The organism is Flavobacterium sp. LS1R10 (genome assembly GCF_003968825.1).
In the GTDB taxonomy this organism is placed as follows: Bacteria; Bacteroidota; Bacteroidia; order Flavobacteriales; family Flavobacteriaceae; genus Flavobacterium.
The window spans coordinates 512,752-535,475 of sequence record NZ_RYDH01000001.1; the positions used below are offsets into that span (position 1 = coordinate 512,752).

Here is a 22,724-nt window from a genome sequence, read left to right on the forward strand (position 1 = left end):
TTTTTATTTTAATGGTTCTCCAATTCTTCTTAAAAAATTAAAATCCAGTTGTTTTTTAACTAAATCAGCATTTTTTACTTTAACGTAAATTTCATCTCCTAATTGTAATAATTTTCCAGAAGTTGCACCAGTAAGTGCGTATTGTTTTTCATCAAAGGTGTAATAATCGTCTTTTATATCCCTGATTCTACACATTCCTTCACATTTATTTTCGATAATTTCTACATAAATTCCCCATTCTGTCACACCGGAAATTACACCCAAAAATTCCTCGTCCTGATGATCTTGCATGTATTTGACCTGCATGTACTTAATAGAATCACGTTCGGCATTAGTTGCTAAACCTTCCATTGTGGACGAATGAACGCATTTTGTTTCATACGTTTCTTCATCTACTGATTTACCTCCGTCCAGATAATGTTGCAACAAACGATGCACCATCACATCCGGATAACGACGAATTGGTGATGTAAAATGCGAATAATAATCAAAAGCTAAACCATAATGTCCTATGTTATCCGTTGAATATTTGGCTTTACTCATACTTCTAATCGCAAGGGTATCAATTAAATTTTGTTCTTTTTTACCATTTACATCTTCCATTAATTTATTTAAAGCTTGTGAAATAGAACCTTGCTTAAAATCAATTTTATGTCCAAACTTAGCAATAACAGCTTGCATTGCAAAAAGTTTATCCTCATTGGGTTCATCGTGAATTCTGTAAATAAACGTTTTCTTTTGTTTTCCAATGTATTCCGCTACTTTTCTGTTGGCTAAAAGCATGAATTCTTCAATCAGATGATTGGCATCTTTCGAAACTTTAAAATAAACGCCTTGCGGTTCACCGGCTTCGTCTAAATTAAATTTCACTTCCACTTTATCAAAAGTAATAGCTCCTTCAGCCATTCTTCTTTTTCTAAGAATTTTAGCTAATTCATCCATTTTTAGCGTCGCAGCGACAATTTCTTTCGAAACTTGATACGAACTTGCCGTGATCGAAATTTCTGATGGAATCACATCGTCTTTGGTCTCTATGATATACTGCGCTTCTTCATACGCAAAACGTTGATCAGAGTAAATTACCGTTCGACCAAACCATTGGTTGATAACCTCGGATGTTTCGTTAATTTCAAATATAGCCGAAAACGTATATTTTTCTTCATTTGGTCGCAACGAACACGCAAAGTTTGATAATACTTCGGGTAACATTGGCACTACTCTATCTACTAAATAAACTGATGTTGCTCTTTGATACGCTTCATCATCCAGGATTGTTCCTTCTTGTAAATAATACGAAACATCAGCAATGTGAATACCAATTTCGTAATTACCATTTTCTAGTTTTTTAAATGAAAGTGCATCATCAAAATCCTTCGCATCTTTTGGATCAATCGTAAAAGTCAACGTATCTCGCATATCGCGACGTTTAGCAATTTCATTTTCTTCTATTGAAGTATCAATTTTTTGTGCAAACATTTCTACTTCAATAGGAAATTCTGACGGTAAACCATATTCTGCAAGAATGGCATGAATTTCTGTATCGTGTTCCCCTGGTTTTCCTAAAACTTTTATTACGGAACCAAAAGGACTATCAGCTCTGGCCGGCCAATCTTCAATGTGTACCAAAACGACATCACCTTGTTCGGCCTCGCCTATTTTATCCTTTGGAATAAAAATATCGGTATACATTTTTGGATTTGCAGTAGAAACAAAAGCAAAATTAGCTTGAATGTCAATTACACCCACAAAATCTGTTTTATTTCTTTCAAGTACTTCAATTACTTCACCTTCGGGTCTTTTTCCTTTTCTGCGGTTGTATACATACACTTTGACAATGTCTTTATCTAAGGCGTGGTTCAAGTTATTGGTCGGGATAAAAACATCTTCTTCCATTTCAGCACAAACAAAATAAGCTGTTTTACGGCTTGTCATATCAATTTTACCCTCGTAATACTCCTTACTTTCGGCTTTTACTAAGTATTTACCCGGCTCTGATTCTATGAATTTGTTTTGCGAAGCCAGAATCTTCAAATCTTTTATAATTTGATTTCTGCTTTCGGTATCATCAAGCTCAAGTTTTGCTCCTATCTGTTTATAATTGAATGCTTTATTAGCACTTTGCGATAATATTTTTATTATTTTTTCAGAGAAATCTTTCTCTTTTTTTATCGGCTTTCTTAGTCTTTTACTCATAAATCGGTTCTTAAAAGTCTAAAATTACAAAGAAGATATCATATTACAGATTTTACGGATTATATTTATTAAAAAAATAACTTTCGTATCTTTATAAAAATTGAAAAAATGGAAGATTTCAAAATAATTAGAACCTTTAATTATTCACATGAAATTGTGGTACTAAAGCATTTATTAGAACAGGAAAAAATCAACTATTTTTTCGAAAATGAAACGTTGGTTTCCATCGATCCGTTTGGCAGTTTTGCTTATGGTGGAATTAAACTTAAAGTTCATATTAATGATTTTGAAAAGGTTCAGGAATTATTAGATAACCTGAATACAAAACTGACTATTGTTTAAATCTAAAACAGTACTTTTTTTGAAAGTTGTCAACATCTATTATTTTAAATAAAAAGAAAAATTAAATTTAAATTATTTTTTGGTTGTTATTATAGCATGTTAATAGTGGCAATAAATTTATTTTAAAAATGGTTGAAATCAAGTTTAAAGATGTTATTAAGAGTTATTAACATACTTATTTTAAGATAAAGTATTAATTTTAAAGTCTTTTTATATTTTAATTAACAATGGTTGATAATATAAAAACTAGTGGTTTTGTAAATAACTCACACAACACTATTTTGTTGATAACCCACTTTTTAATATTAATAACTATTCTAAAAATTAACGAAACTAAATTAGGATTTAAAAACTAGGTTTTGGATTACTTATTTTTTAGATATTACCCAAAAATAGTTCTAAGATTCTATCTTAAGTTATGAACATAGTACGTTAATTTAAAGTTAACTGAATATCAAGCAATTGTATTTCGTTATTAACAATGTAAAATTTTAACATTTATAATACAAAATTTATATTGATTTACAACTATTTATGGATTAAAAGGAATTGTTAATAACTGTTAATTAAATAAGGATCTGATAGTTACAAAATAAAATATTAAATTCAATTTTAAAGGTATATTTAAATTGAATTTATCAAATAAATAGGACTTATTTAATTCATCAGAATAGATTACTTTATTTAAATTTGCACAACATTATTTAATACATAGTATATGAAAATCTCCATAGGAAACGATCATGCAGGTCCGGAATACAAAAAAGCAATTGTGGAAATGCTTCAAGCAAAAGGACATGAAGTAACTAATTACGGAACAGATTCAGCAGCAAGTGTAGATTATCCAGATTTTGGTCATCCTGTTGCTACAGATGTTGCAGAGGGAAAAGCTGATTTTGGAATTGTTATTTGCGGGAGTGGCAACGGAATTTCTATGACAGTCAATAAACAATCTAAAGTTCGTGCGGCTTTATGTTGGATGAAAGAAATAGCAGTTTTAGCTCGTCAACATAATGATGCTAATATTATTAGTATTCCCGCTCGGTACACTTCAATTCCACAAGCAGTAGAAATGGTTGAAGCATTTTTAAGTACTGAATTTGAAGGTGGAAGACACCAAAATAGAGTAGATAAAATTTCTTGCTAGAATTTAATTATTCCAAAATTATACAGTCCAAAAAGGATTAAAATTTGAATTACTATAATTCCGTAAAACCTCAAAAGGAAGCTTTCTTTTGAGGTTTTATGTCTAAATAGAAGCATTGCTAACCCGGAACCAATTGTTCCGCCAATAACGCTTGGCAGTAACAAATTAAGTTCTGAAATGCGTCTTTTTTGATTTACAGCTAGCTGTTTGTCAACTGCTATTATTGAAAAAGCAACCAAATTAATGAGTGCAAAATACCAGAATAAAAAAGACATAAATAAGAAATTTTGACTCAAAGATACTATTTTAGTAACATGATTTTATAATCTTAAATTTAAAATGACCAACATACAATTCATATCAAAAGTCGTTGCGACTGCAGCAATAAACATTCAAAAAACAGTACAATTATTACAAGAAGATTGTACTATTCCTTTCATTTCTCGCTATCGAAAAGATACAACAGGAAATCTGGATGAGGTACAAATAGAACAAATTGCAAAGCTTCAAAAAGAATACGAAGTGATTGTAAAACGTAAAGAAGCGATTTTAAAATCGATTCAGGAACAAAATGCGCTCAGTCCAGAATTAGAAAAAAAAATACAACAAAGTTTCGATTTACAGGAATTGGAGGATTTTTATCTCCCATTCAAAAAGAAGAAAAAAACCAAAGCCGATGTGGCTAGAGAAAATGGATTGGAACCACTAGCCAAAATCATTATGGCGCAAAATAATGATGATGTCGATTTTATTTCGACAAAATATTTGAACGAAAAAGTAAGCAATGAAGCAGCAGCTCTACAAGGCGCCAGAGATATTATTGCTGAATGGATTAATGAAAATAGTTATGTTCGAAAGCAACTCCGACGATTGTACGAACGCAAAGCCATTATTACGACTAAAGTGGTAAAAACAAAGAAAGAAGATGAAAAAGCACAAAAATTTAATCAATATTTCGATTGGTCTGAGCCGTTGACTAAAGCACCTTCACACAGATTATTAGCCATGCTCCGTGCCGAAAATGAAGGTTTTATTAAGGTTAAAGTAGAAGTTGATATTGATGAAGCGTATGTTATTATTGATGCGTTAGTTTTAAAAAGTGAAAATAAAAGCACACCGCACGTTCAATTAGCTATCGAAGATAGTTACAAACGATTGCTGAATCCGGCGATTTCAAATGAAACTTTGCAAGAAGCTAAAGTGAAGGCTGATGCCAATTCTATTCAGGTTTTTGCGAACAATCTTGGACAGTTATTACTGGCGCCGCCGTTGGGTGAAAAACGAATTCTGGCGATTGATCCCGGTTTTAGAAGCGGATGTAAAATTGTTTGCTTGGACGAAAAAGGAGATTTGTTATACAATGAAACTATTTATCCGCATGCGCCTCAAAAAGAGGAAGCGATGGCGATGAAAAAAATTCGTTCGATGGTAAATTCGTATAAAATTGATGCTATTTCAATAGGAAACGGAACGGCTTCGCGTGAAACCGAATTCTTCATCAAGAAAATAGCTTTCGACAAACCGGTCCAGGTTTTTATCGTTTCAGAAGCGGGAGCATCGGTGTATTCTGCCTCAAAAATTGCTAGAGATGAATTTCCGAATTATGATGTCACGGTTCGAGGTTCGGTTTCTATAGGTAGACGATTAAGTGATCCATTGGCCGAATTAGTAAAAATTGACCCGAAAGCCATTGGCGTAGGCCAATACCAACATGATGTGGACCAAAACAAGTTGAAAGAAGAATTGGATAATACAGTGGTTCGTTGCGTGAATTCAGTTGGGATAAACATAAACACTGCGAGCAAGCATTTATTGAGTTACGTGAGTGGAATAGGAGAGAAGCTGGCTGAAAATATAATACAATACCGCTCGGATAATGGTCCTTTTACAGATAGAAAACAACTTAAAAAAGTGCCGCGTTTGGGTGAAAAAGCCTACCAACAAGGCGTTGCTTTTATCCGAATTTCGAATGCAAAAAACCCATTGGATAATTCAGCGGTTCATCCGGAAGCCTATGGAATTGTAGAAAAAATGGCTAAAGATTTGAAATTGACGGTGCATGATTTGATTGCCAACAAAGAGAAAATAGCTTTGATAAAACCAGAAAACTATAGTACACCAGAAATAGGTTTATTGGGATTGAAAGACATTATCAAGGAATTAGAGAAACCAGGATTAGACCCCAGACAATCAGCTAAAGTATTTGAATTTGATCCGAATGTAAAAATGATAAAAGATATAAAAACAGGAATGATTTTGCCGGGAATTGTCAATAACATTACTAATTTTGGTTGTTTTGTGGATATTGGAGTCAAAGAAAGCGGGTTGGTTCACATCTCGCAACTCAAAGCCGGTTTTGTTAGTGATGTAAATGAAGTGGTTAAATTGCACCAACATGTTCAAGTCAAAGTGACCGAAGTAGATGAGGAAAGAAAGAGAATTCAGTTGACGATGGTCATTTAAATTATAAAAAAAGGCTTTTCAAATTATGAAAAGCCTTTTTTTATTTTGTTTCGTCTACTTTTTTATCAGCTGACGGATCTTCTTTGGCTGCGTTTTTGAATTCTTTGATTCCGCTTCCTAAGCCTTTCATCAATTCTGGGATTTTTTTACCTCCAAAAAGTAATAAAACAACCGCCAATATAATAAGGATTTCTGTAACACCTATACTACTCATAATACGATAATTTTTTGCCGAAGCAAGTTTGTAATAAACCTATCAGCAAAGGTATAGAGAATTAATTAATAGAAACTCATTTAAATTCATTTATTTTAATTTTAAAAACGTTAAAAATTTATTAAAAACGAATGCAAGATTAAGAAATATGATCCTAGAAAAGCGAATACAATCAACGACAATAATTGTTATATTTGTTAAATAATCAAAAAAGATGCCCGACAAAGGATTAAAAAGACAGAAATTAAAGGAAAATTTATTTAATAAAAGACGTTTAATCATACTAAACGAAGATACTTTTGAAGAAACTTTTTCATTGAAACTTACCCTAATGAACGTTTTTGTGGTAGCAACTTTGGGCGCTATAATCATTACATTTGTCACCACCTTTATCATTGCATTCACTCCTTTACGAGAATTTATACCGGGCTATTCTTCTTCAAAATTGAAAAAGGATGCAATGGAATTGTCTTTAAAATCGGATTCTTTGTCACGCGCATTAAAACAAAACGAAGCCTATATCCAATCGATTCAAAAAGTGCTGACCGGAGAATTAGAATATGCAAAATTCAATAAAGATTCAATACTCGCGGAGGCAGAGGAAGCGCCTTCACAGGTTGATATGTCTGCATCAAAACAAGAATTAGAATTGAGGCAACAGGTTGCGCAGGAAGAGAAAAATGTAAATTCCCTGCGATCCTCAAACAAAGGTAAGAGTCAACCTCCAATAAAGTAAAATAGTTTTTATTACAATAAAATGGAGTGCGCCCAGCGGCTCAAACAATTAAAATCAGAAGGAAGAAATGTCACTAAAATCAATTGCAGCAAAATTATTTGCAAAAAAAATTTACAATACCACACAAGCTTGGTCTACTGATCCTATTGAAACTCAAAAAAAAGTTTTTTTACAATTAATAAAAGACGCAAATAAAACCCAATTTGGCGTAGACCATCATTTTGACCAAATTAAAAATTACGATGATTTTACAAATCAGGTTCCTGTTCGAGATTATGAAGGGTTAAAACCTTATATTGATAAGGTGGTCAAGGGGTCAGTTGATGTGCTCTGGAAAGGAAAACCACTTTATTTTGCCAAGACTTCCGGAACAACATCTGGGGCTAAGTACATTCCTTTGACAAAAGAATCCATGCCGTTTCACATTACAGCAGCCAGAAACGCTATTTTGCATTATATTCATGAAACCGGTAACGCTGATTTTGTAGATGGAAAAATGATTTTCTTGCAGGGAAGCCCACTTCTGGAGGTGAATAATGGAATAAAATTTGGTCGTTTATCTGGAATTGTAGCGCATTTTGTTCCAAAATATTTACAAAAAAACCGAATGCCCTCTTGGGAAACCAATTGCATTGAAGACTGGGATACTAAAGTGAATGCAATTGTCGAGGAAACAATCAACGAGAACATGGCTGTGATTTCTGGAATTCCTTCCTGGGTGCAAATGTATTTTGAGAAATTGCATCAAAAAGCAGGGAAGCCTGTTGGGGAAATCTTCAAAAACTTCAATTTGTTTATTTACGGCGGTGTAAATTATGAACCGTACCGCGCCAAATTTGAAAATTTGATAGGTCGAAAAGTAGACAGTATTGAGCTGTTTCCGGCTTCGGAAGGATTTTTTGCGTACCAAGATTCACAAAAAGAAAAAGGAATGTTACTGCTTTTAAACTCGGGAATTTTTTATGAATTTATTAAATCGGACGAATTTTATACGAATCCCGAAGGTTCGGGACCAAGACGTTTTACGATTGGTGAAGTGGAACTGGGCGTGAATTACGTTTTAATCATTTCTACTAATGCAGGACTTTGGGGATATGATTTAGGCGATACCGTTCAATTTACCAGTTTAAAACCCTACAGAATTATAGTATCCGGAAGAATCAAACACTATATTTCGGCTTTTGGCGAGCATGTAATTGGCAAAGAGGTAGAAAGTGCGCTGCAGGAAGCAATTCTTGGAACCACTATTCGAATCAATGAATTTACGGTGGCACCACAAATCACTCCCGCAGACGGATTGCCGTATCATGAGTGGTGTATTGAATTTGAAAACGAACCGGAAGACAGCGTATCTTTTGCGGAAGCGCTGGACAATGCCATGCGAAAACAAAACATGTATTATGATGATTTGATTGTGGGCAAAGTGTTGCGAAAAGTGGTTGTCACCAAAGTGGCTAAAAATGGTTTTCAGGAGTATATGAAATCGATAGGCAAACTGGGCGGTCAAAATAAAATCCCGAGGCTTTCCAATGACAGAAGTATAGTGGATTTATTAAGAAGTAAATAAATATCTTACCTTTGAAGGTTAGAAAATAAGTAGAAAATGAAAGAAACAAAAAATATATCACGCTCCAGAGCACAAGAGTCTTCGGCAGCAATTGAAAAAATGTACATCACGATGCGCCACCTTTTTAACAGGGGATTTTACAAACCGATGGGAATTTCAGGCGATACATTGCGCGAAGCATTATTAGCATTACGACCAGAAATTTATGGAAATATTGCCGAAGAAAAAGTAGAATTGAACGGACTTTTATATGTAATTGAACGTCTGCCAGTAGGAATAGAAGAATGCAGATTTATCAATTTAACTTCGGATGAAGGGTATTCTAAATCGCATTTTCAGGCAATTGTACCGCCAAAAAGGCGACGTAATTGTTACCGTATCGACGAGGAACAAATGAACGTGGAGATTACTCGTGGACGCTCAGATATTTATGATATTCTGACGCATTTGACGTTTATTTTCATAGAATCACACAAAATTAGAAACAGGGTTTTACTGGATGACGCCGGTGAAGTTTCCCGCGACTGGTTCAAACTGGAACAAGCAGTTTCCCAAAAGAAGAAACTGACTCTTGTAGAAAAAGAGAAAGCCATTTCGCATGCCGCTAATATTCTGGGAAGAACATTTGAGGAAGTATTGGATATTTATGACGCATTTGGTTCAGCTGCTGCGCCAGATCGTTTCTTGCATGTTATCTTTTGGTTGGGAAAACTCGCCATTGAAGAAATTGTAGACGATAATAAGAGAACAATCACCTTTAGTCCTATTTTAAGAGAACGATTGGGACACCATATTCACGGAGAAATTTGGGCTACCAAAATTAAAGAAGTGCTAGAAGAAAACGAACTTTTAGACCGCCCTATTCACGTGATTAGTGCGAACATGCACAGTGTGATGAATTCTATTTTTGCCACCGAAGTGTTGAAAACTAAGTTCAAAGACAAATCAGATTTCTTTATTTACGAGGAATTGAGTAAATCCGGAGCAGATGCTGTGCGAAACCAAGTGGAAGAAGTAGCCTTGAAATTTGGAATGATTTCGTTGCCGGATACCTCAGGAACGAATATCGATATTCAGATTTTTGATACGGCCAAAATTGATTGGGCAAAAACATCTTTTCCTAAAGCGAGTACAGGAGATAAAAAACCAGTACTGATTGTTATGGATTATGCTTTTGGGGAACAGGCGTATGAAACGATTGATGAGTTGCTGAAACCGTTTAAAAAAGACACTTTATTGAATGTGGAATCGGTTTCTATCATGGGGAAAGCTGGGATTCTGGAAGGTGGAAAAGGGGACATTATGATTCCGAATGCACACATTAATGAAGGAACGGCAGATAATTATTTTTTCCATAATGAATTGTCGGCTGAGATGTTTGAAGGCAATGATATTGCTGTTTTTGCCGGACCCATGGTTACTGTTTTAGGAACTTCATTGCAGAACAGGGATTTATTGAAGTTTTTCCATGAGTCGACCTGGGGAATTATTGGGTTGGAAATGGAAGGTTCTTATTACCAGAAAGCCATTCAATCAGCTTCAAAAATTAGAAAGAGTGTTCCACATGATGTGAAGGTCAGATATGCGTATTATGCATCAGATAACCCGCTGGAAACGGGAAGTACATTAGCTTCAGGCGGACTAGGAACCACTGGTGTAAAACCAACTTACTTGATTACCATTAAAATATTAGAACAAATTTTCAACGTAAAATAATTAGCTCATGAATTTAAACGCGCATAGCGATTCAGAAATTGATGTATTTCAAATTACCAGTAAGCTAAAAAAAGGGTTCGGAAGGTTGAATACCCTGTTGTTCTATTGTATTCAGTTTTTTTTAAATCAACGGAAGGTTGTTTTAGTATTACTAATCATCGGTTTTGGTTTGGGATTGTTTTTGGATAAGAATAATAAATTGTATACTACTGAAATTACTGTAATTCCTAATTTTGGGAGTGTGGATTATTTGTATGCAAAAATCAATTTGATTCAATCTAAAATTAATGCTGGCGATATCGTTTTTTTACAAAATGAAATAGGATTGTCCCAACCTGAAGATCTAATAAAAATTGAAATTAAACCCATAGCTGATGTTTATAAATTCATTGAAGATAAAGAGCGAAACTTTGAGTTGATTAAGTTAATGGCAGAAGTTGGAGAGGTAAAAAAAGTACTTGAAGATAATATTACTAGTAAAAATTATACGTACCATACGATTGCGGTTGTTACCAATGGAACTACTAGTGAGAAAAAATTGATTACACCATTATTGAATTATCTAAATCAATCTGAATATTTTACCGCCATACAAAAGGTAGGATTGGCAAATTTAAAACAGGATATTACTCAAAATGACACGATTATTCAACAAATAAATGGAGTTCTTAATGGGTTTACGGCCAATGTAAAAAGTGCATTAAAAAATGATAAGCTCATGTATTATAATGAAAATACACAACTGAATGATATTATTAAAACCAAACAGGAATTGTTATACATTCAAGGACTAAACCGATTAAAATTAATCAATTTTCAAAAAACGATTAGAGAGGTAACATTCACATTGAATAGTGATACTTCAAAATCAGTAAATGGCGTTATGAAGTTTGTATTGCCAGTATTGCTAGTATTATTATTTGTTTTTATTCATTTGTTCATTCGATTTTATCAAAAGCAATTAGCAAAATCAAAAGTAATTGCTTCTTAAAAAAAATATTTTTCTTTTGCAAAACAGAGCCATTGTGTTAAAAACAATTCGATACTACTTACTTACAACAGTCCAAAATCCTGTAGTTCGGCAAAGTTTACTAACCTTATTGATTCGGGTTTTTGGTGTGGTTCTTTTATTTGGTTTTACTTTGTTTTTAACTCAAAAATATGATCCTAAACTAGTTGGGCAATATGATTTTGTGCGTACGTTTCTTTTCGCAATCGGTAGTATTTGTTTGCTAGGATTTGACCAATCCATATTGTATTTTAAAGGGCGTTTGTATCCTAATTATTCTTTAGGCCATTTGAAGAAAGTATATTTAAAAATGGTTTTGATGCTGTTTTTAGCATCCTTACTTTTATTTCTTTTTTTTGTACTATTGGATGCTTCTGTTATTACACTATTTTTTGCTGATAATACAACTTATTTCCTTCTATTCAAAGCCTCCGCAGTTATGTTTTTTTATGGACTTGCTATTCTAAACGTTGAGGTTTTTAGAGCATTAGAGGAAATAGTAGTAGCTGAATTATTTCGAAATGTTTTTAAATACTTGCCTATTATTGTTCTGGCTGTTTTATTAGTTCAATGGCAATTAGAATTGTATTTAGTGGATGCTCTATTGTTGAGTTTTGTTTTTTTGGGAATTGTTACTACAGTACTAACTTTTTATTTTTTTACAAAAAAAACAGCTATTTGCACTACGGATTGTTTCTCAGCTCGAGAGATTATCACTCAATCTTTTCCCATAGCCGTAAGCGGAATGGCTATTTTTTTGATGATGAGTTTTGACATCTTGTTTTTAAAAAAATACCAAGGTTACGCAGCAGTTGCTTTTTATTCGGTGGCGGTCAAGTTAATGACATTGTTGTCTGTTATTATTTTGACAATAAACATTACCGTTTCGGCATCTATCGCAGCAAGTTTTTCGAATAAAGAAATTGAAAAAGTACAGCAAATAGTTCAAAATAGTTCCCGATTAATTGTAGCGATTACGCTACCCGCAGTTATTGGATTGCTTATTTTTCCGGAGTTTGTTTTGAATTTTTTTGGCCCCAATTATTTAGCGGCGAAAGAGGCATTAATAGTATTGGTTTTGGGACAAGGTTTTTGTGCCTTTTTTGGGTCGGCTCCTGTTTATTTAAACATGACTGGGCGGCAACGAATTTTTCAACGTATTGTTTTGGGCGCTCTTGGCCTTAATTTTATTCTCAATTATTGGTTAATTCCTTCCTATGGAATGTTAGGAGGGGCAATCGCTTTTTCGGCAAGTGCAATTTTTTGGAATTTTGGAACAGCTCTTTTTGTGTATTACAAAGACGGGATTAAGTTGTTTTTGAGTTAAGTTTGTCACTTCTATTTTCAATCAGACCTAAATGTCTTTACTCATAAAAAAAAATAAAGTAGCTTTTTTACTCCTTGTGGGACTCAATCTATTTGTGGCCTTTGCTGCGAGTTTTATTTTACCGAAACGTTTTTTTTATGATGCTGCTATAATTGCTTATGATAATGGTAACGAAATTGGTTATTTTGGAAGTTACCCATTGACTATTTTGTTTTATAAAATTACAGGTTTGCGTTATTTGCCTTTTTCAATAATTGCATTGATTCAGTTTTCCATTTTAATGGGTATTTTGTATAAAATAGGAATTCCAAGTACGTTTGAGAAAGTTACAATTAAGAATATTTTGGTGTATTTTGCTTTCATCATGATTGCGATTTTTATGGCAATGCCTTCCAAGGAGTTTATTACTTTTTTGTACCTCTCCGTGATCGTTTTCTTATTTCAAAATAAGCATTTTACTTTTCAGACTACCTTATTTATAGCCTTGTCTCTTTTTGTGTTTTTTGGAGTTATCTACAGGCCTTATTTTGCGCTACTTCCTATCGTAGCCATGGGAATGTATTGGGTTACTTGTGTCAAGATTCCGAATCGTACTTTTGCAACTCTTTTTTACGGAATTGTAATTGTAATTTTTTTGTCATTGAGTTATGGCTTTGTACAAGGAGAATTTTTTTCAGAGCAAAGCAGAGAGCTTATAAATAGCGCCCGATTAGGATCTGTTGATGCTAATTCAAGCATTGTTTCACCTGTAAAAACAGACACTTGGTATGGTGAAATCATAGGGATTTTGTATGGTTTTTTTACTGTAAATGTCCCCCTTAACGGGTTGAAGCATATTTTTTCTCCACAAATTTTGTTATTCGTAATTTGGCAATTATTTCTGTTTTATATTTTATTGGTTCGATTGGCACGTTGCATAAAAGATAAAAAAAAATATGTTTACGAGTTATGGATGCTTCTTTTTATATTTTCTTTTTTTATCATTCAAGGGGTTTTTGAACCTGACTTAGGATCAGCGATTCGTCACAAAATGGGTGTTTTCCCATTAATTTATTATGCTCTTTATTATGACCATTTCCGAAAAGCAATTCAATAAAGTTTTCTCTTTTTTTTTGGTGGCGATAGCTTGTACGCTAATTTTCAGGAAGCCTTGTACTTGGTTAATTTTTGCTTTCGCTATTTTTAATATGTTCTATTTCAAGAAAATAAAGTTATCTAGAAAGGCATTGATTTTAGCCATTACAATCGCGTCGCCTTTTTTGTTAGAATTATTGCTATTTTGGAACAATGATTCTTTTGCGCAAGGTATTAAATCTTTAGAAAAGACAGTCTCTTTAGTGTTATTTCCACTAATTATTTTGGGAAATTACAAACGCATTTCATTTCAAAAATTGTTACAATTTTATGTAAATAGTACCACGTTATTAATGATTGTTTTTGTGTTGCGTTTTGTATTTGTTTTTCCGGAGCATATCACTAAGTATTGGCATGGAATTCACCTATGGGAAATGGGCTATGTTTTTGCAAATTCTATCGGAATTCATGCTCCAGCGCTCAATATGCACTTGGTTTTTGTGAGTATTTCAGCCTTGTATTTGTTATTGCAAAGTTGCCAAACGAAAAAGAAGATTGGACTTGTGTTTTTATCCTTTTTGATATTTGTAATCTCTTTTTTTGTTGTGCTTTTAGTTAATACTCGAATGGCTTTATTCAATGTTTTAGTTGGGTATTTATTGGTATTGTTTTCGTTTTTTGCAGCACAATTTGACCTAAAAAAGGTATTGCTTTATACTGCAGTTATTGGTGGTGTAGTGTGTGGGGTTCTTTTTCTCTTTATTCAAAAAAATCCTTATATGAAAGAAAAATATAGCACGGTAACTTTTGCTTACATGGACAAAGTGGGGAAGCTTGACGAAATTGATCATCCCGAAATAAAGGTTTTTAATTCTCTCGTAACCAGAGTTTCTATCTGGCAATCGGTTTGGGAATTATCTTTGCAACATTTGCCTTTTGGCGTTGGAGCTTCGGATGGAAAACCAGAATTAGTAAATTATTATAAACAAACGAATCAGTATTTTTTAGCAAAATATGCTTTTCCTACACACAATCAATTTTTAGACTCTTTGTTGAAGTTTGGTGTTTTAGGGCCGCTAGTGGTTTTGCTTTTTATTGGAACGATTGGTTATCTGGGAATCGATTTAAAAAACGCATTAATTTTTGCTTTCTTTTTTCTTTTTTTTACTTCGAATTTGACTGATGATTTTTTATTGCGTTTCGACGGAATTACGTTTAGCGGCTTTTGGTTTTCTATTTTTGGAAGTTTTTGGCTGCAGCAAAAAAGTAACGTTCATACAACTTCTGAAGTGCAGTAAAATTAATTGTTGTATTAAATAAATCTTTACATCTTGTTTTGCCATTGTTGCCAAATTGAGCTCTAACTTTTGAATCTTCAAGGATTTTGAAATAGAGCGATAACTCCGATAATTCTTGGTATAAAAAGCCAGTCTCTTTGTGAACAACGGTATCTTTATTGCCATTTATTTTAGTCGCAATTATTGGTTTTTGTAATGCCATAGCCTCAAGAACCGCGATAGGTAATCCTTCCCAAAGTGAGGTTTGAAGATAGATATCTAAAGCATTTATTTGCTCGTACACCTGTTTTTTTTCTATAAACCAACCTGTAATTTTGATATTTGGGGCAGTAATTTTATCGCGTTCTTCTCCATCGCCAATCCATACAAATTGATACTCTGGAAATTGCAAAGCAATGGCATTGAATTGTCTTGGATTTCTAGCCGCAGTAATCCGACCTGCAATTCCTATGGTTAGTTTTGTATTATCAACGGCTTGTGAATAGTTTTCGATGGCAGAAATATCTATTCCATTTCTAATCATTTCGGCTTTTCCTAGTTGTTTTGCCATTTCAAACTCCGAGTCACCACAAGCGATGGTGATTCCTCCGAAAAATTTTTGAAAGAATTTCTCGATGTACCAATATCCTTTTTTGGCCATAGTAGAAATATCGGTACGCAAAAACGCATATCCGTGCGGTGTATAAAAAACGTTTGGTTTTGGGTTCAAAAAACCACAAGCGATTCTCCCTAAAACTCCCGCTTTAGAAGAATGTAAATGGACTATATCGGGTTTGATTTTTTGAAGTTCAAAGACTAATTTTTGTAATGCTTTAAGGTCTGAAATGAAGTTTATTTCTCGCCTCATCTCAATTTTGACAGTTGGAATAGTAGCAAATAATTGGGTTACTTTTTCTGGGTCAATCTCTTTGCGATTGGCACTGTATAGGATGGAAGTTTGTACTTTTTGAAGAATGATTTCTTTTTCGAAATGATGGGTTAGATCTTCAAAATAGGTATAAATGCCTCCGCCTAATGCTTCAATTATATGTACAACTTTCAAATGTTTGTTTTTTGCGTGGGAAACAAAAATAAAGTATTCTTTTGCACTTTTACAATAAACGGAGATAGAATTGATGTAAAATCAAATCCGAAAAAGCAATTTGTTGTTCCTTAGCCCCGGGAGGAGCGGTATCCTTTGTTTTTTCTTTTAAAAAGCAAAGATATAGTAGATCACGGTACGATATGCCCTAGAAAACCTTGTATTTCCTCCTTCGAATTTAAAAAGAAAGATGCGGTTTGTGGGTGAGTTTTCTTCAAATCAATTACATTTGTTACGTTTAAATAATTACTATGAAAAGAATACTTATCACCGGAGCCGCAGGATTTTTAGGATCACATTTATGTGACCGTTTTATCAAGGAAGGCTATTTTGTTATTGGAATGGACAATCTCATAACGGGAGATTTAAAAAATATTGAGCATCTTTTTAAATTAGAACAATTCGAATTTTACCATCATGACATCACTAAGTTTGTCCATGTACCGGGAAATTTAGACTACATCCTTCATTTTGCCTCCCCGGCAAGTCCTATAGATTATCTAAAAATTCCAATTCAAACCCTGAAAGTGGGTTCTTTGGGAACGCACAATTTGTTGGGATTGGCCAGAGTAAAAAATGCACGAATTCTTATCGCATCCACTTCTGAAGTGTACGGAGATCCATTGGTTCATCCGCAAACCGAAGAATATTATGGTAATGTGAATACCATTGGACCAAGAGGGGTTTATGACGAAGCAAAACGTTTTCAAGAATCAATCACTATGGCATATCATACGTTTCATGGCGTCGAAACCAGAATCGTTAGAATCTTTAATACGTATGGGCCAAGAATGAGACTTAATGATGGCCGTGTTATTCCAGCATTCATAGGTCAGGCGATTCGCGGAGAAGATTTAACCATTTTTGGTGACGGGATGCAAACGCGTTCGTTTTGTTATGTAGACGATCAAGTCGAAGGAATCTACAGATTGCTGCATTCGGATTATGTTTATCCGGTCAACATTGGAAATCCGGACGAAATTACGATCAAAGATTTTGCCGAGGAAATCATAAAACTAACCGGAACCAATCAAAAAGTGGTGTATCATCCCTTACCCATAAACGATCCGTTGCAGCGTCAGCCAGACATCACAAAAGCTAAAAACTTGTTGGGATGGGAAGCTAAAGTGGGTCGCACCGAAGGAATGAAAATCACCTATGATTATTTCAAATCGTTATCTAAAGAAGAACTTTCTAAAGAGGAGCATAAAGATTTCTCAAAATATATCTTTTAATTCAACGATTTTAAAACAGTTTAAAAAGCCTAAGTTTAGGTATGAAAATTCAGCATCAGAGTAATTATGGATTATAGTAGTAAAAGAAGAGTATTACACTTTTTCTAATCAGATAAATTTGTGAAAACCAAAACGGGAAGGTATTCAGGTTACATTCGCCCTTTTTCATTTGTAATAGACTTGATCTTTATCAATGTGCTTTCGGTATACTTGACTGACTTTCCTGTAAATAAGGTTTTTTATTCCTTATTTATAAGTGCCAGCTGGTTTATTATAGCGGCCAATCTTGGGTTTTATGAAGTATACAGATACACAAAATTGATATCTATATTAAACTGTGCTTTAAAACAAGGTGTTTTATTTACCCTTTTTTGTCTCGTCTTCGCTTTTTTTGACTCTGAAAATTCCAGTTTTCAAAGAATTGTTCTCTTCACTTCAGTTTCGCTGTTCTTAATTCTAATCATTAAACTGTGTATTTATTATTTTCTAAAAAGGTACAGAGTGCTTTTTGGCGGTAATTTTAGAACTGTAATACTGTTAGGAAATTCTAAAAGTGTGGAGCCATTACAACAGTTTTTTACTAAAAATCCAGATTATGGATACAAATTAGAAAAAGTTTTTGACTTGAAAAAAGATAAAGTGCGAAAGCTTAGGGAGAGTTTTGCCTTTGTTTTGGAACACAAAATAGATGAAATGTATTGTTCGATGAGTGATTTGACGCAAAGTCAAATTAATGAAATTGTATATTTTGCTGACAATAACCTAAAAACATTAAAATTTATTCCGGACAAAAAGCAGATTCTTTCCCGGAACTTTACTTTTGAATATTACAATTACATTCCAGTAATTTCCTTGAGAAATATCTTGTTAGACGATAGCTTGAACAAGGTGATCAAACGGGTTTTTGATATTTTATTTTCGGTTGTGGTGATTCTAGGGTTGTTATCTTGGCTTACCATAATTCTCGCAATTTTTATAAAATGGGAATCCAAAGGGCCTTTATTTTTTATCCAAAAAAGGAACGGATTAAATTATAAAGAATTCAATTGCTACAAATTCAGATCGATGGAATTAAACGATGAAGCTGATATAAATCAGGTTTCTAAAAATGATATTCGGGTAACTACAGTAGGTCAGTTTATACGGAAAACAAGTATTGATGAGCTGCCACAGTTTTTAAATGTACTATTTGGCGATATGTCCGTTGTAGGTCCCAGACCCCACATGGTAAGTCATACCGAAATGTATGCGCTGAAGGTGGATAAGTTCATGGTACGCCACTTTGTAAAGCCAGGAATAACCGGACTTGCTCAAACCAAAGGATTTCGTGGTGAAGTCGAAACAGATAAAGATATTATCAACAGAGTAAAATTTGATATTTTTTATTTAGAAAATTGGTCTATTTTATTAGATATTAAGATTGTTTTTAACACAATATACAACACCATAAAAGGTGATGAAAAAGCGTATTAATAATGGAAAAACCACTTGTATCCATAATTACGCCTTCTTTTAATTCGGAAAAATTCATCACTGAAACCATTCAATCCGTGCAAAATCAAACCTATAAAAACTGGGAAATGATTATTGTAGACGATTGCTCTACGGATCAAACGGTATCTATAGTTGAAGAAATCACAAAAAAAGATAGCAGAATCCACCTTTTTAAACTTATAAAAAACTCCGGAACAGGAATTGCCAGAAGTACCGCTTTGGCCCAAGCTAGCGGGAAATTTATTGCTTTTTTAGACGCGGATGATTTGTGGAAACCCGAAAAACTAGACAAACAACTTGATTTTATGAAAGTGAATAAGCTTCCTTTCACATTTTCTTTTTATGATTGCATAAACGAAGGGGGAAACCCGTTAAACAAAAGAATTGAAGCGCCATTGCATCTTTCCTACCAACAGTTATTTTTTTGTAATTATATAGGGAATCTAACGGGAATCTATGAAGCTAATTACTTTGGAAAAATCGCTGTTTCCCCCATTCGAAAGCGTCAGGATTGGATACAATGGCTTACAGTACTCAAAAAAATAAAAACTGCACAGCCCGTTCCGGAAAGTTTAGCTTTTTATCGCATCCGAGAAAATTCTATTTCGGCTTCTAAAATGGAGTTAGTAAAGCATAATTTTGCCGTGTACAGAACGCATCATCATTTGAATTTAATTAGCGCAACACTTTGCATGGTTGGGTTTTTATTTACGCAGTTAATTCTCAAACCACGGTATTCCAAGACCATTAAAGCATCGATTTAAATTGCTTCAATTTGCCTCGATTGCTTCTTTCTAAACTTTTTTTTCGGATAAATATAAAATTCAAATTCGGTTCGAGATATTGTTCAATCGCCTTTTTAATTTTTTCAATTTGTTCCAAATTTAATTCGGTTTCACTCACATATTCAATTTCAAAAGTATCTATTTTGGTTTGTTTTATCAGAAATTCTTTCACGTTTCCGTCGTCCTCGATGATGCTTTTTGTCACATAATAAAAGGTAAGTCCAGGTGATTTTTTCCCGCTGGGTAAAATGGCAACATCATTGGTCCGGCCTATTAATTTCTTGAGAATGGGTTTCTGTAATGTGCTTTTTTCGTCTAGAATTCCAAGATCGCCAATGTCATAGCGAATAAAAGGATGTGCTTTATTGAACAAGGAAGTAATCACGATTCGGCCTGAAGTACCATTTGGAACAACTCGATTATTTTCATCCAAAATTTCCACAAATAACGTTTCTGAATTCACTTGCCATTTTCCTTCCTTATTCTGAAAAGCAATCAAATCAAGTTCTGATGCACCGTATTCATTGACAATAGGAATGCCAAATTGTTTTTCCAATAGGAGTTTGTCTTCTTCAAAAAGCATTTCAGAAGTTACCATGCACACTTTCAAACTCGGACAAATTGCTGATAATACGATGTTTTTCTTTTGTAAAAATTTAGCAAACAAAACAATGGAACTTGTATACCCATTGATATAATCGAATTTTTTAGTTCGAAAATGATTCAAAAATCCTTCTAAAACAGCATCTGATAAATCAAAAATGGAGAACCGAAACCGATGGCTCAAAAAATCCTTGAAACGTTCTTTTTTGTTGCCAATAAAGTTCATTGGAATTCCATAAAAACGCGCTTGATAGGAAGTATTAAAATCAATTTCATACCAGCCAAAACGATACATGTTTGAAGCCCAAGTCAACGCATGGCAGTATTTGTCTTTGGCAAAAATAAAAGGAGTTCCGCTGGAACCAGATGTTTTATTGATGTAACTGTTTTTAGCGGAATAGCCTTCCGAAAGCCGTTCCTTTAAAGGTTTTTGTAAGTTTTTTTTATTTAAAATCGGTAAGTCTTCCCAGTTTGTAAAAGTTGTATTTCCAACTAAATCTTTGTAAAAAGCATTATTTTGCAAATGAAAATGGACAATTTCCACTTTTTTATTTGCAACGAAAACTTCAAGTTCTGTTTCAGAAAAGGCTACAATTTTTTGCAATTCGGCTTTAGCCTCCTTCATTGGAAAACCATTTAGCTGCAACGATAAGTCGAAAAGTGGGAGCATTTTAAAGTGATAATTCATCAAAAATAATATTTACCAACAACTAATGACAGACAACGAACAACTTTTTAAAAATTAATTATTTTTTACGTACAAAAGCAATTATTTTTGCACTACAACTAAACACAACTTCACATGATAATTTTACTACTGGGTTCGGGGGGAAGAGAACATGCTTTTGCGTGGAAAATGATTCAAAGTCCGCTTTGTGATACACTTTTTGTAGCACCAGGAAATGCTGGAACAGCTTCAATAGCTACTAATGTGGCTATTAGCCCAACTGATTTTGAAGCTATAAAAACGTTTGTTCTTCAGGAAAAAGTAGCAATGGTTGTGGTAGGACCAGAAGATCCTTTGGTAAAAGGGATTTATGATTTCTTTCTAAACGATGCTACATTAAGTCATATTCCGGTTATCGGTCCATCAAAAATGGGGGCACAACTGGAAGGAAGTAAAGAATTTGCCAAAGAATTTCTAATAAAACATAATATTCCAACGGCTGCTTACGATAGTTTTACTGCTGAAACAGTAGAAAAAGGATGTAAATTCCTAGAAACATTGCAACCGCCGTATGTTTTGAAAGCAGATGGTTTAGCTGCCGGAAAAGGGGTGTTGATTATTCAAGATTTGGCAGAAGCCAAAGAAGAATTAAGAAATATGCTCGTGCATCAAAAATTTGGTGCCGCCAGTTCTAAAGTCGTTATCGAAGAATTTCTGGACGGTATAGAATTAAGCTGTTTCGTTCTTACGGATGGAAAAAACTATAAAATCCTGCCAACTGCCAAAGATTATAAGCGTATAGGTGATGGTGATACAGGTTTAAATACAGGCGGAATGGGAGCCGTTTCTCCAGTTCCTTATGTTGATGCTGTTTTGATGGAAAAAATAGAAACACGCATTGTAAAACCTACAATTGACGGTTTCCAGAAAGACGGAATTGCATATAAAGGCTTTGTTTTTATTGGATTGATTAATGTAAAAAATGAGCCAATCGTAATAGAATATAATGTGAGAATGGGTGATCCGGAAACTGAGGTGGTTATACCGAGATTGAAAACGGATTTAGTAGAATTATTTTTGGCTGTAGCCAATGAAAAACTGGACGAAATTAATCTGGAAATTGATGAAAGAAGTGCTACTACCATTATGGTTGTTTCCGGTGGATATCCGGAGGAATTCGAAAAAGGAAAAGTAATTTCAGGATTAGAAACCATTGAAGATTCGATTGTTTTTCACGCAGGAACTACACTCGATAACGGAAATGTAGTTTCTAACGGAGGAAGGGTTTTGACCGTAACTTCGTATGGAAATGATTTTGAAGAAGCCATAAAAAAATCCTACCAAAACATAGACAAGCTACATTTTGATAAGATGTATTTTAGAAAAGATATTGGAAACGACTTAAAATAGTTTCCAGTTATCGCTCATTTTTAATTCTTATTTTAAGAAAGAGTGAGCGGTAGTATCTTGTTTTTCTGTTCCTGCTTCTTCAAAAATTTTCAATTGTTTGATCCAATATACCATTGCTGAGGCACAAATAATCATGAAAATCCAGTTAATTGTGTTTGCAGCAAACCAAGAGGTAAGCTCTAGTGAGCGTAAAAAGTCTAGAGGAGCAAATAAAATATTTACAAATAAGTATTGTATTCCTTCGAAAAATGCTTTCATAATGTATAAAATTAATTTTAGTAGTTGTCTTTTGGGAACTCTGACGGGTAAAAATTCTTATTTAGAAGAATCTTTTTGAACTTGCAGGGTTTGCTTTTTAAACAA

20 protein-coding genes are annotated in these 22,724 nt (G+C 33.8%); 14 read left to right on the forward strand and 6 right to left on the reverse strand.

Going from position 1 to position 22,724, the window contains the following annotated elements; translation table 11 throughout:
- Nucleotides 1-3: 3 nt before the first annotated feature.
- Nucleotides 4-2,193: a ribonuclease R gene (gene rnr / locus EKL96_RS02255; protein WP_126457760.1), complete on the reverse strand. Its 2,190-nt coding sequence runs from the start codon at nt 2,191-2,193 to the stop codon at nt 4-6.
- A gap of 108 nt (nt 2,194-2,301) precedes the next feature.
- On the opposite strand from rnr, the gene EKL96_RS02260 reads away from it, so the two are divergent.
- On the forward strand, nt 2,302-2,535 hold the full coding sequence (locus EKL96_RS02260) for a DUF2007 domain-containing protein (RefSeq protein WP_126454931.1): 234 nt from the start codon (nt 2,302-2,304) through the stop codon (nt 2,533-2,535).
- Nucleotides 2,536-3,253: 718 nt separating this feature from the next.
- The gene (gene rpiB, locus EKL96_RS02265; protein WP_126454933.1) at nt 3,254-3,682 is read left to right on the forward strand and encodes a ribose 5-phosphate isomerase B; all 429 of its coding nucleotides are present in this window, start codon (nt 3,254-3,256) and stop codon (nt 3,680-3,682) included.
- Here the strand turns inward: rpiB and EKL96_RS02270 are convergent.
- Nucleotides 3,679-3,957 carry a DUF1294 domain-containing protein gene (locus EKL96_RS02270; protein WP_126454936.1) on the reverse strand — a complete coding sequence of 93 codons (279 nt, stop codon included), beginning with the start codon at nt 3,955-3,957 and terminating at the stop codon, nt 3,679-3,681. The genes rpiB and EKL96_RS02270 overlap by 4 nt on opposite strands.
- 64 nt (nt 3,958-4,021) lie before the next feature.
- Here EKL96_RS02270 and EKL96_RS02275 point away from each other — a divergent pair, with 64 nt between their 5' ends.
- Nucleotides 4,022-6,145 (forward strand): Tex family protein, encoded by a 2,124-nt coding sequence (locus EKL96_RS02275; RefSeq protein WP_126457761.1) that lies wholly within the window; start codon nt 4,022-4,024, stop codon nt 6,143-6,145.
- Between the two features lie 40 nt (nt 6,146-6,185).
- Here EKL96_RS02275 and tatA read toward each other — a convergent pair whose 3' ends face one another.
- Complete coding sequence (gene tatA, locus EKL96_RS02280; RefSeq protein ID WP_126454940.1) at nt 6,186-6,359, reverse strand: twin-arginine translocase TatA/TatE family subunit; 174 nt, start codon at nt 6,357-6,359, stop codon at nt 6,186-6,188.
- Nucleotides 6,360-6,573: 214 nt separating this feature from the next.
- Between tatA and EKL96_RS02285 the strand changes: the two genes are divergently transcribed.
- The 7 genes from EKL96_RS02285 (at nt 6,574) to EKL96_RS02315 (ending at nt 15,086) form a co-directional block, all read left to right on the forward strand.
- Nucleotides 6,574-7,095, forward strand: coding sequence for a peptidase (locus tag EKL96_RS02285; protein ID WP_126454942.1), 522 nt, complete (start codon nt 6,574-6,576; stop codon nt 7,093-7,095).
- A 67-nt stretch (nt 7,096-7,162) separates the two neighbouring features.
- Nucleotides 7,163-8,662 carry a GH3 auxin-responsive promoter family protein gene (locus EKL96_RS02290; RefSeq protein WP_126457762.1) on the forward strand — a complete coding sequence of 500 codons (1,500 nt, stop codon included), beginning with the start codon at nt 7,163-7,165 and terminating at the stop codon, nt 8,660-8,662.
- Between the two features lie 36 nt (nt 8,663-8,698).
- Nucleotides 8,699-10,378, forward strand: a complete 1,680-nt coding sequence (locus EKL96_RS02295; RefSeq protein ID WP_126457763.1) for a DUF6909 family protein — start codon at nt 8,699-8,701, stop codon at nt 10,376-10,378.
- Between the two features lie 7 nt (nt 10,379-10,385).
- Nucleotides 10,386-11,369 carry a hypothetical protein gene (locus EKL96_RS02300; RefSeq protein ID WP_126457764.1) on the forward strand — a complete coding sequence of 328 codons (984 nt, stop codon included), beginning with the start codon at nt 10,386-10,388 and terminating at the stop codon, nt 11,367-11,369.
- Between the two features lie 34 nt (nt 11,370-11,403).
- Nucleotides 11,404-12,714, forward strand: a complete 1,311-nt coding sequence (locus EKL96_RS02305; protein WP_158615212.1) for an MATE family efflux transporter — start codon at nt 11,404-11,406, stop codon at nt 12,712-12,714.
- 31 nt (nt 12,715-12,745) lie between these two features.
- Nucleotides 12,746-13,810, forward strand: a complete 1,065-nt coding sequence (locus tag EKL96_RS02310) for a hypothetical protein (RefSeq protein ID WP_126457766.1) — start codon at nt 12,746-12,748, stop codon at nt 13,808-13,810.
- The gene (locus EKL96_RS02315) at nt 13,782-15,086 is read left to right on the forward strand and encodes an O-antigen ligase family protein (protein WP_126457767.1); all 1,305 of its coding nucleotides are present in this window, start codon (nt 13,782-13,784) and stop codon (nt 15,084-15,086) included. Before EKL96_RS02310 ends, EKL96_RS02315 begins: the two co-directional genes overlap by 29 nt.
- Here EKL96_RS02315 and EKL96_RS02320 read toward each other — a convergent pair.
- Nucleotides 15,022-16,128 (reverse strand): glycosyltransferase, encoded by a 1,107-nt coding sequence (locus EKL96_RS02320; protein WP_126457768.1) that lies wholly within the window; start codon nt 16,126-16,128, stop codon nt 15,022-15,024. The genes EKL96_RS02315 and EKL96_RS02320 overlap by 65 nt on opposite strands.
- 290 nt (nt 16,129-16,418) lie before the next feature.
- Here EKL96_RS02320 and EKL96_RS02325 point away from each other — a divergent pair, with 290 nt between their 5' ends.
- From EKL96_RS02325 to EKL96_RS02335, 3 genes are all read left to right on the forward strand, one after another.
- Nucleotides 16,419-17,402, forward strand: coding sequence for a UDP-glucuronic acid decarboxylase family protein (locus EKL96_RS02325; protein ID WP_126457769.1), 984 nt, complete (start codon nt 16,419-16,421; stop codon nt 17,400-17,402).
- A 120-nt stretch (nt 17,403-17,522) separates the two neighbouring features.
- Nucleotides 17,523-18,875 carry an exopolysaccharide biosynthesis polyprenyl glycosylphosphotransferase gene (locus EKL96_RS02330; RefSeq protein WP_126457770.1) on the forward strand — a complete coding sequence of 451 codons (1,353 nt, stop codon included), beginning with the start codon at nt 17,523-17,525 and terminating at the stop codon, nt 18,873-18,875.
- A 2-nt stretch (nt 18,876-18,877) separates the two neighbouring features.
- Nucleotides 18,878-19,660, forward strand: a complete 783-nt coding sequence (locus EKL96_RS02335; RefSeq protein ID WP_126457771.1) for a glycosyltransferase family 2 protein — start codon at nt 18,878-18,880, stop codon at nt 19,658-19,660.
- Here EKL96_RS02335 and EKL96_RS02340 read toward each other — a convergent pair.
- Nucleotides 19,644-20,954 carry a phenylacetate--CoA ligase family protein gene (locus EKL96_RS02340; protein ID WP_126457772.1) on the reverse strand — a complete coding sequence of 437 codons (1,311 nt, stop codon included), beginning with the start codon at nt 20,952-20,954 and terminating at the stop codon, nt 19,644-19,646. The genes EKL96_RS02335 and EKL96_RS02340 overlap by 17 nt on opposite strands.
- 132 nt (nt 20,955-21,086) lie before the next feature.
- Here EKL96_RS02340 and purD point away from each other — a divergent pair, with 132 nt between their 5' ends.
- Complete coding sequence (purD, locus tag EKL96_RS02345; protein ID WP_126457773.1) at nt 21,087-22,361, forward strand: phosphoribosylamine--glycine ligase; 1,275 nt, start codon at nt 21,087-21,089, stop codon at nt 22,359-22,361.
- Nucleotides 22,362-22,388: 27 nt separating this feature from the next.
- Here purD and EKL96_RS02350 read toward each other — a convergent pair whose 3' ends face one another.
- Nucleotides 22,389-22,619 carry a DUF6341 family protein gene (locus tag EKL96_RS02350; RefSeq protein ID WP_126454980.1) on the reverse strand — a complete coding sequence of 77 codons (231 nt, stop codon included), beginning with the start codon at nt 22,617-22,619 and terminating at the stop codon, nt 22,389-22,391.
- Between the last annotated feature and the right edge of the window lie 105 nt (nt 22,620-22,724).

Bases quoted from the DNA above. Each gene is read 5' to 3' on its own strand.
- rnr (WP_126457760.1), bottom strand. From the start codon at position 2,193: ATGAGTAAAAGACTAAGAAAGCCGATAAAAAAAGAGAAAGATTTCTCT.
- EKL96_RS02260 (WP_126454931.1), top strand. From the start codon at position 2,302: ATGGAAGATTTCAAAATAATTAGAACCTTTAATTATTCACATGAAATT.
- rpiB (WP_126454933.1), top strand. From the start codon at position 3,254: ATGAAAATCTCCATAGGAAACGATCATGCAGGTCCGGAATACAAAAAA.
- EKL96_RS02270 (WP_126454936.1), bottom strand. From the start codon at position 3,957: ATGTCTTTTTTATTCTGGTATTTTGCACTCATTAATTTGGTTGCTTTT.
- EKL96_RS02275 (WP_126457761.1), top strand. From the start codon at position 4,022: ATGACCAACATACAATTCATATCAAAAGTCGTTGCGACTGCAGCAATA.
- tatA (WP_126454940.1), bottom strand. From the start codon at position 6,359: ATGAGTAGTATAGGTGTTACAGAAATCCTTATTATATTGGCGGTTGTT.
- EKL96_RS02285 (WP_126454942.1), top strand. From the start codon at position 6,574: ATGCCCGACAAAGGATTAAAAAGACAGAAATTAAAGGAAAATTTATTT.
- EKL96_RS02290 (WP_126457762.1), top strand. From the start codon at position 7,163: ATGTCACTAAAATCAATTGCAGCAAAATTATTTGCAAAAAAAATTTAC.
- EKL96_RS02295 (WP_126457763.1), top strand. From the start codon at position 8,699: ATGAAAGAAACAAAAAATATATCACGCTCCAGAGCACAAGAGTCTTCG.
- EKL96_RS02300 (WP_126457764.1), top strand. From the start codon at position 10,386: ATGAATTTAAACGCGCATAGCGATTCAGAAATTGATGTATTTCAAATT.
- EKL96_RS02310 (WP_126457766.1), top strand. From the start codon at position 12,746: ATGTCTTTACTCATAAAAAAAAATAAAGTAGCTTTTTTACTCCTTGTG.
- EKL96_RS02315 (WP_126457767.1), top strand. From the start codon at position 13,782: ATGACCATTTCCGAAAAGCAATTCAATAAAGTTTTCTCTTTTTTTTTG.
- EKL96_RS02325 (WP_126457769.1), top strand. From the start codon at position 16,419: ATGAAAAGAATACTTATCACCGGAGCCGCAGGATTTTTAGGATCACAT.
- EKL96_RS02335 (WP_126457771.1), top strand. From the start codon at position 18,878: ATGGAAAAACCACTTGTATCCATAATTACGCCTTCTTTTAATTCGGAA.
- EKL96_RS02340 (WP_126457772.1), bottom strand. From the start codon at position 20,954: ATGCTCCCACTTTTCGACTTATCGTTGCAGCTAAATGGTTTTCCAATG.
- purD (WP_126457773.1), top strand. From the start codon at position 21,087: ATGATAATTTTACTACTGGGTTCGGGGGGAAGAGAACATGCTTTTGCG.
- EKL96_RS02350 (WP_126454980.1), bottom strand. From the start codon at position 22,619: ATGAAAGCATTTTTCGAAGGAATACAATACTTATTTGTAAATATTTTA.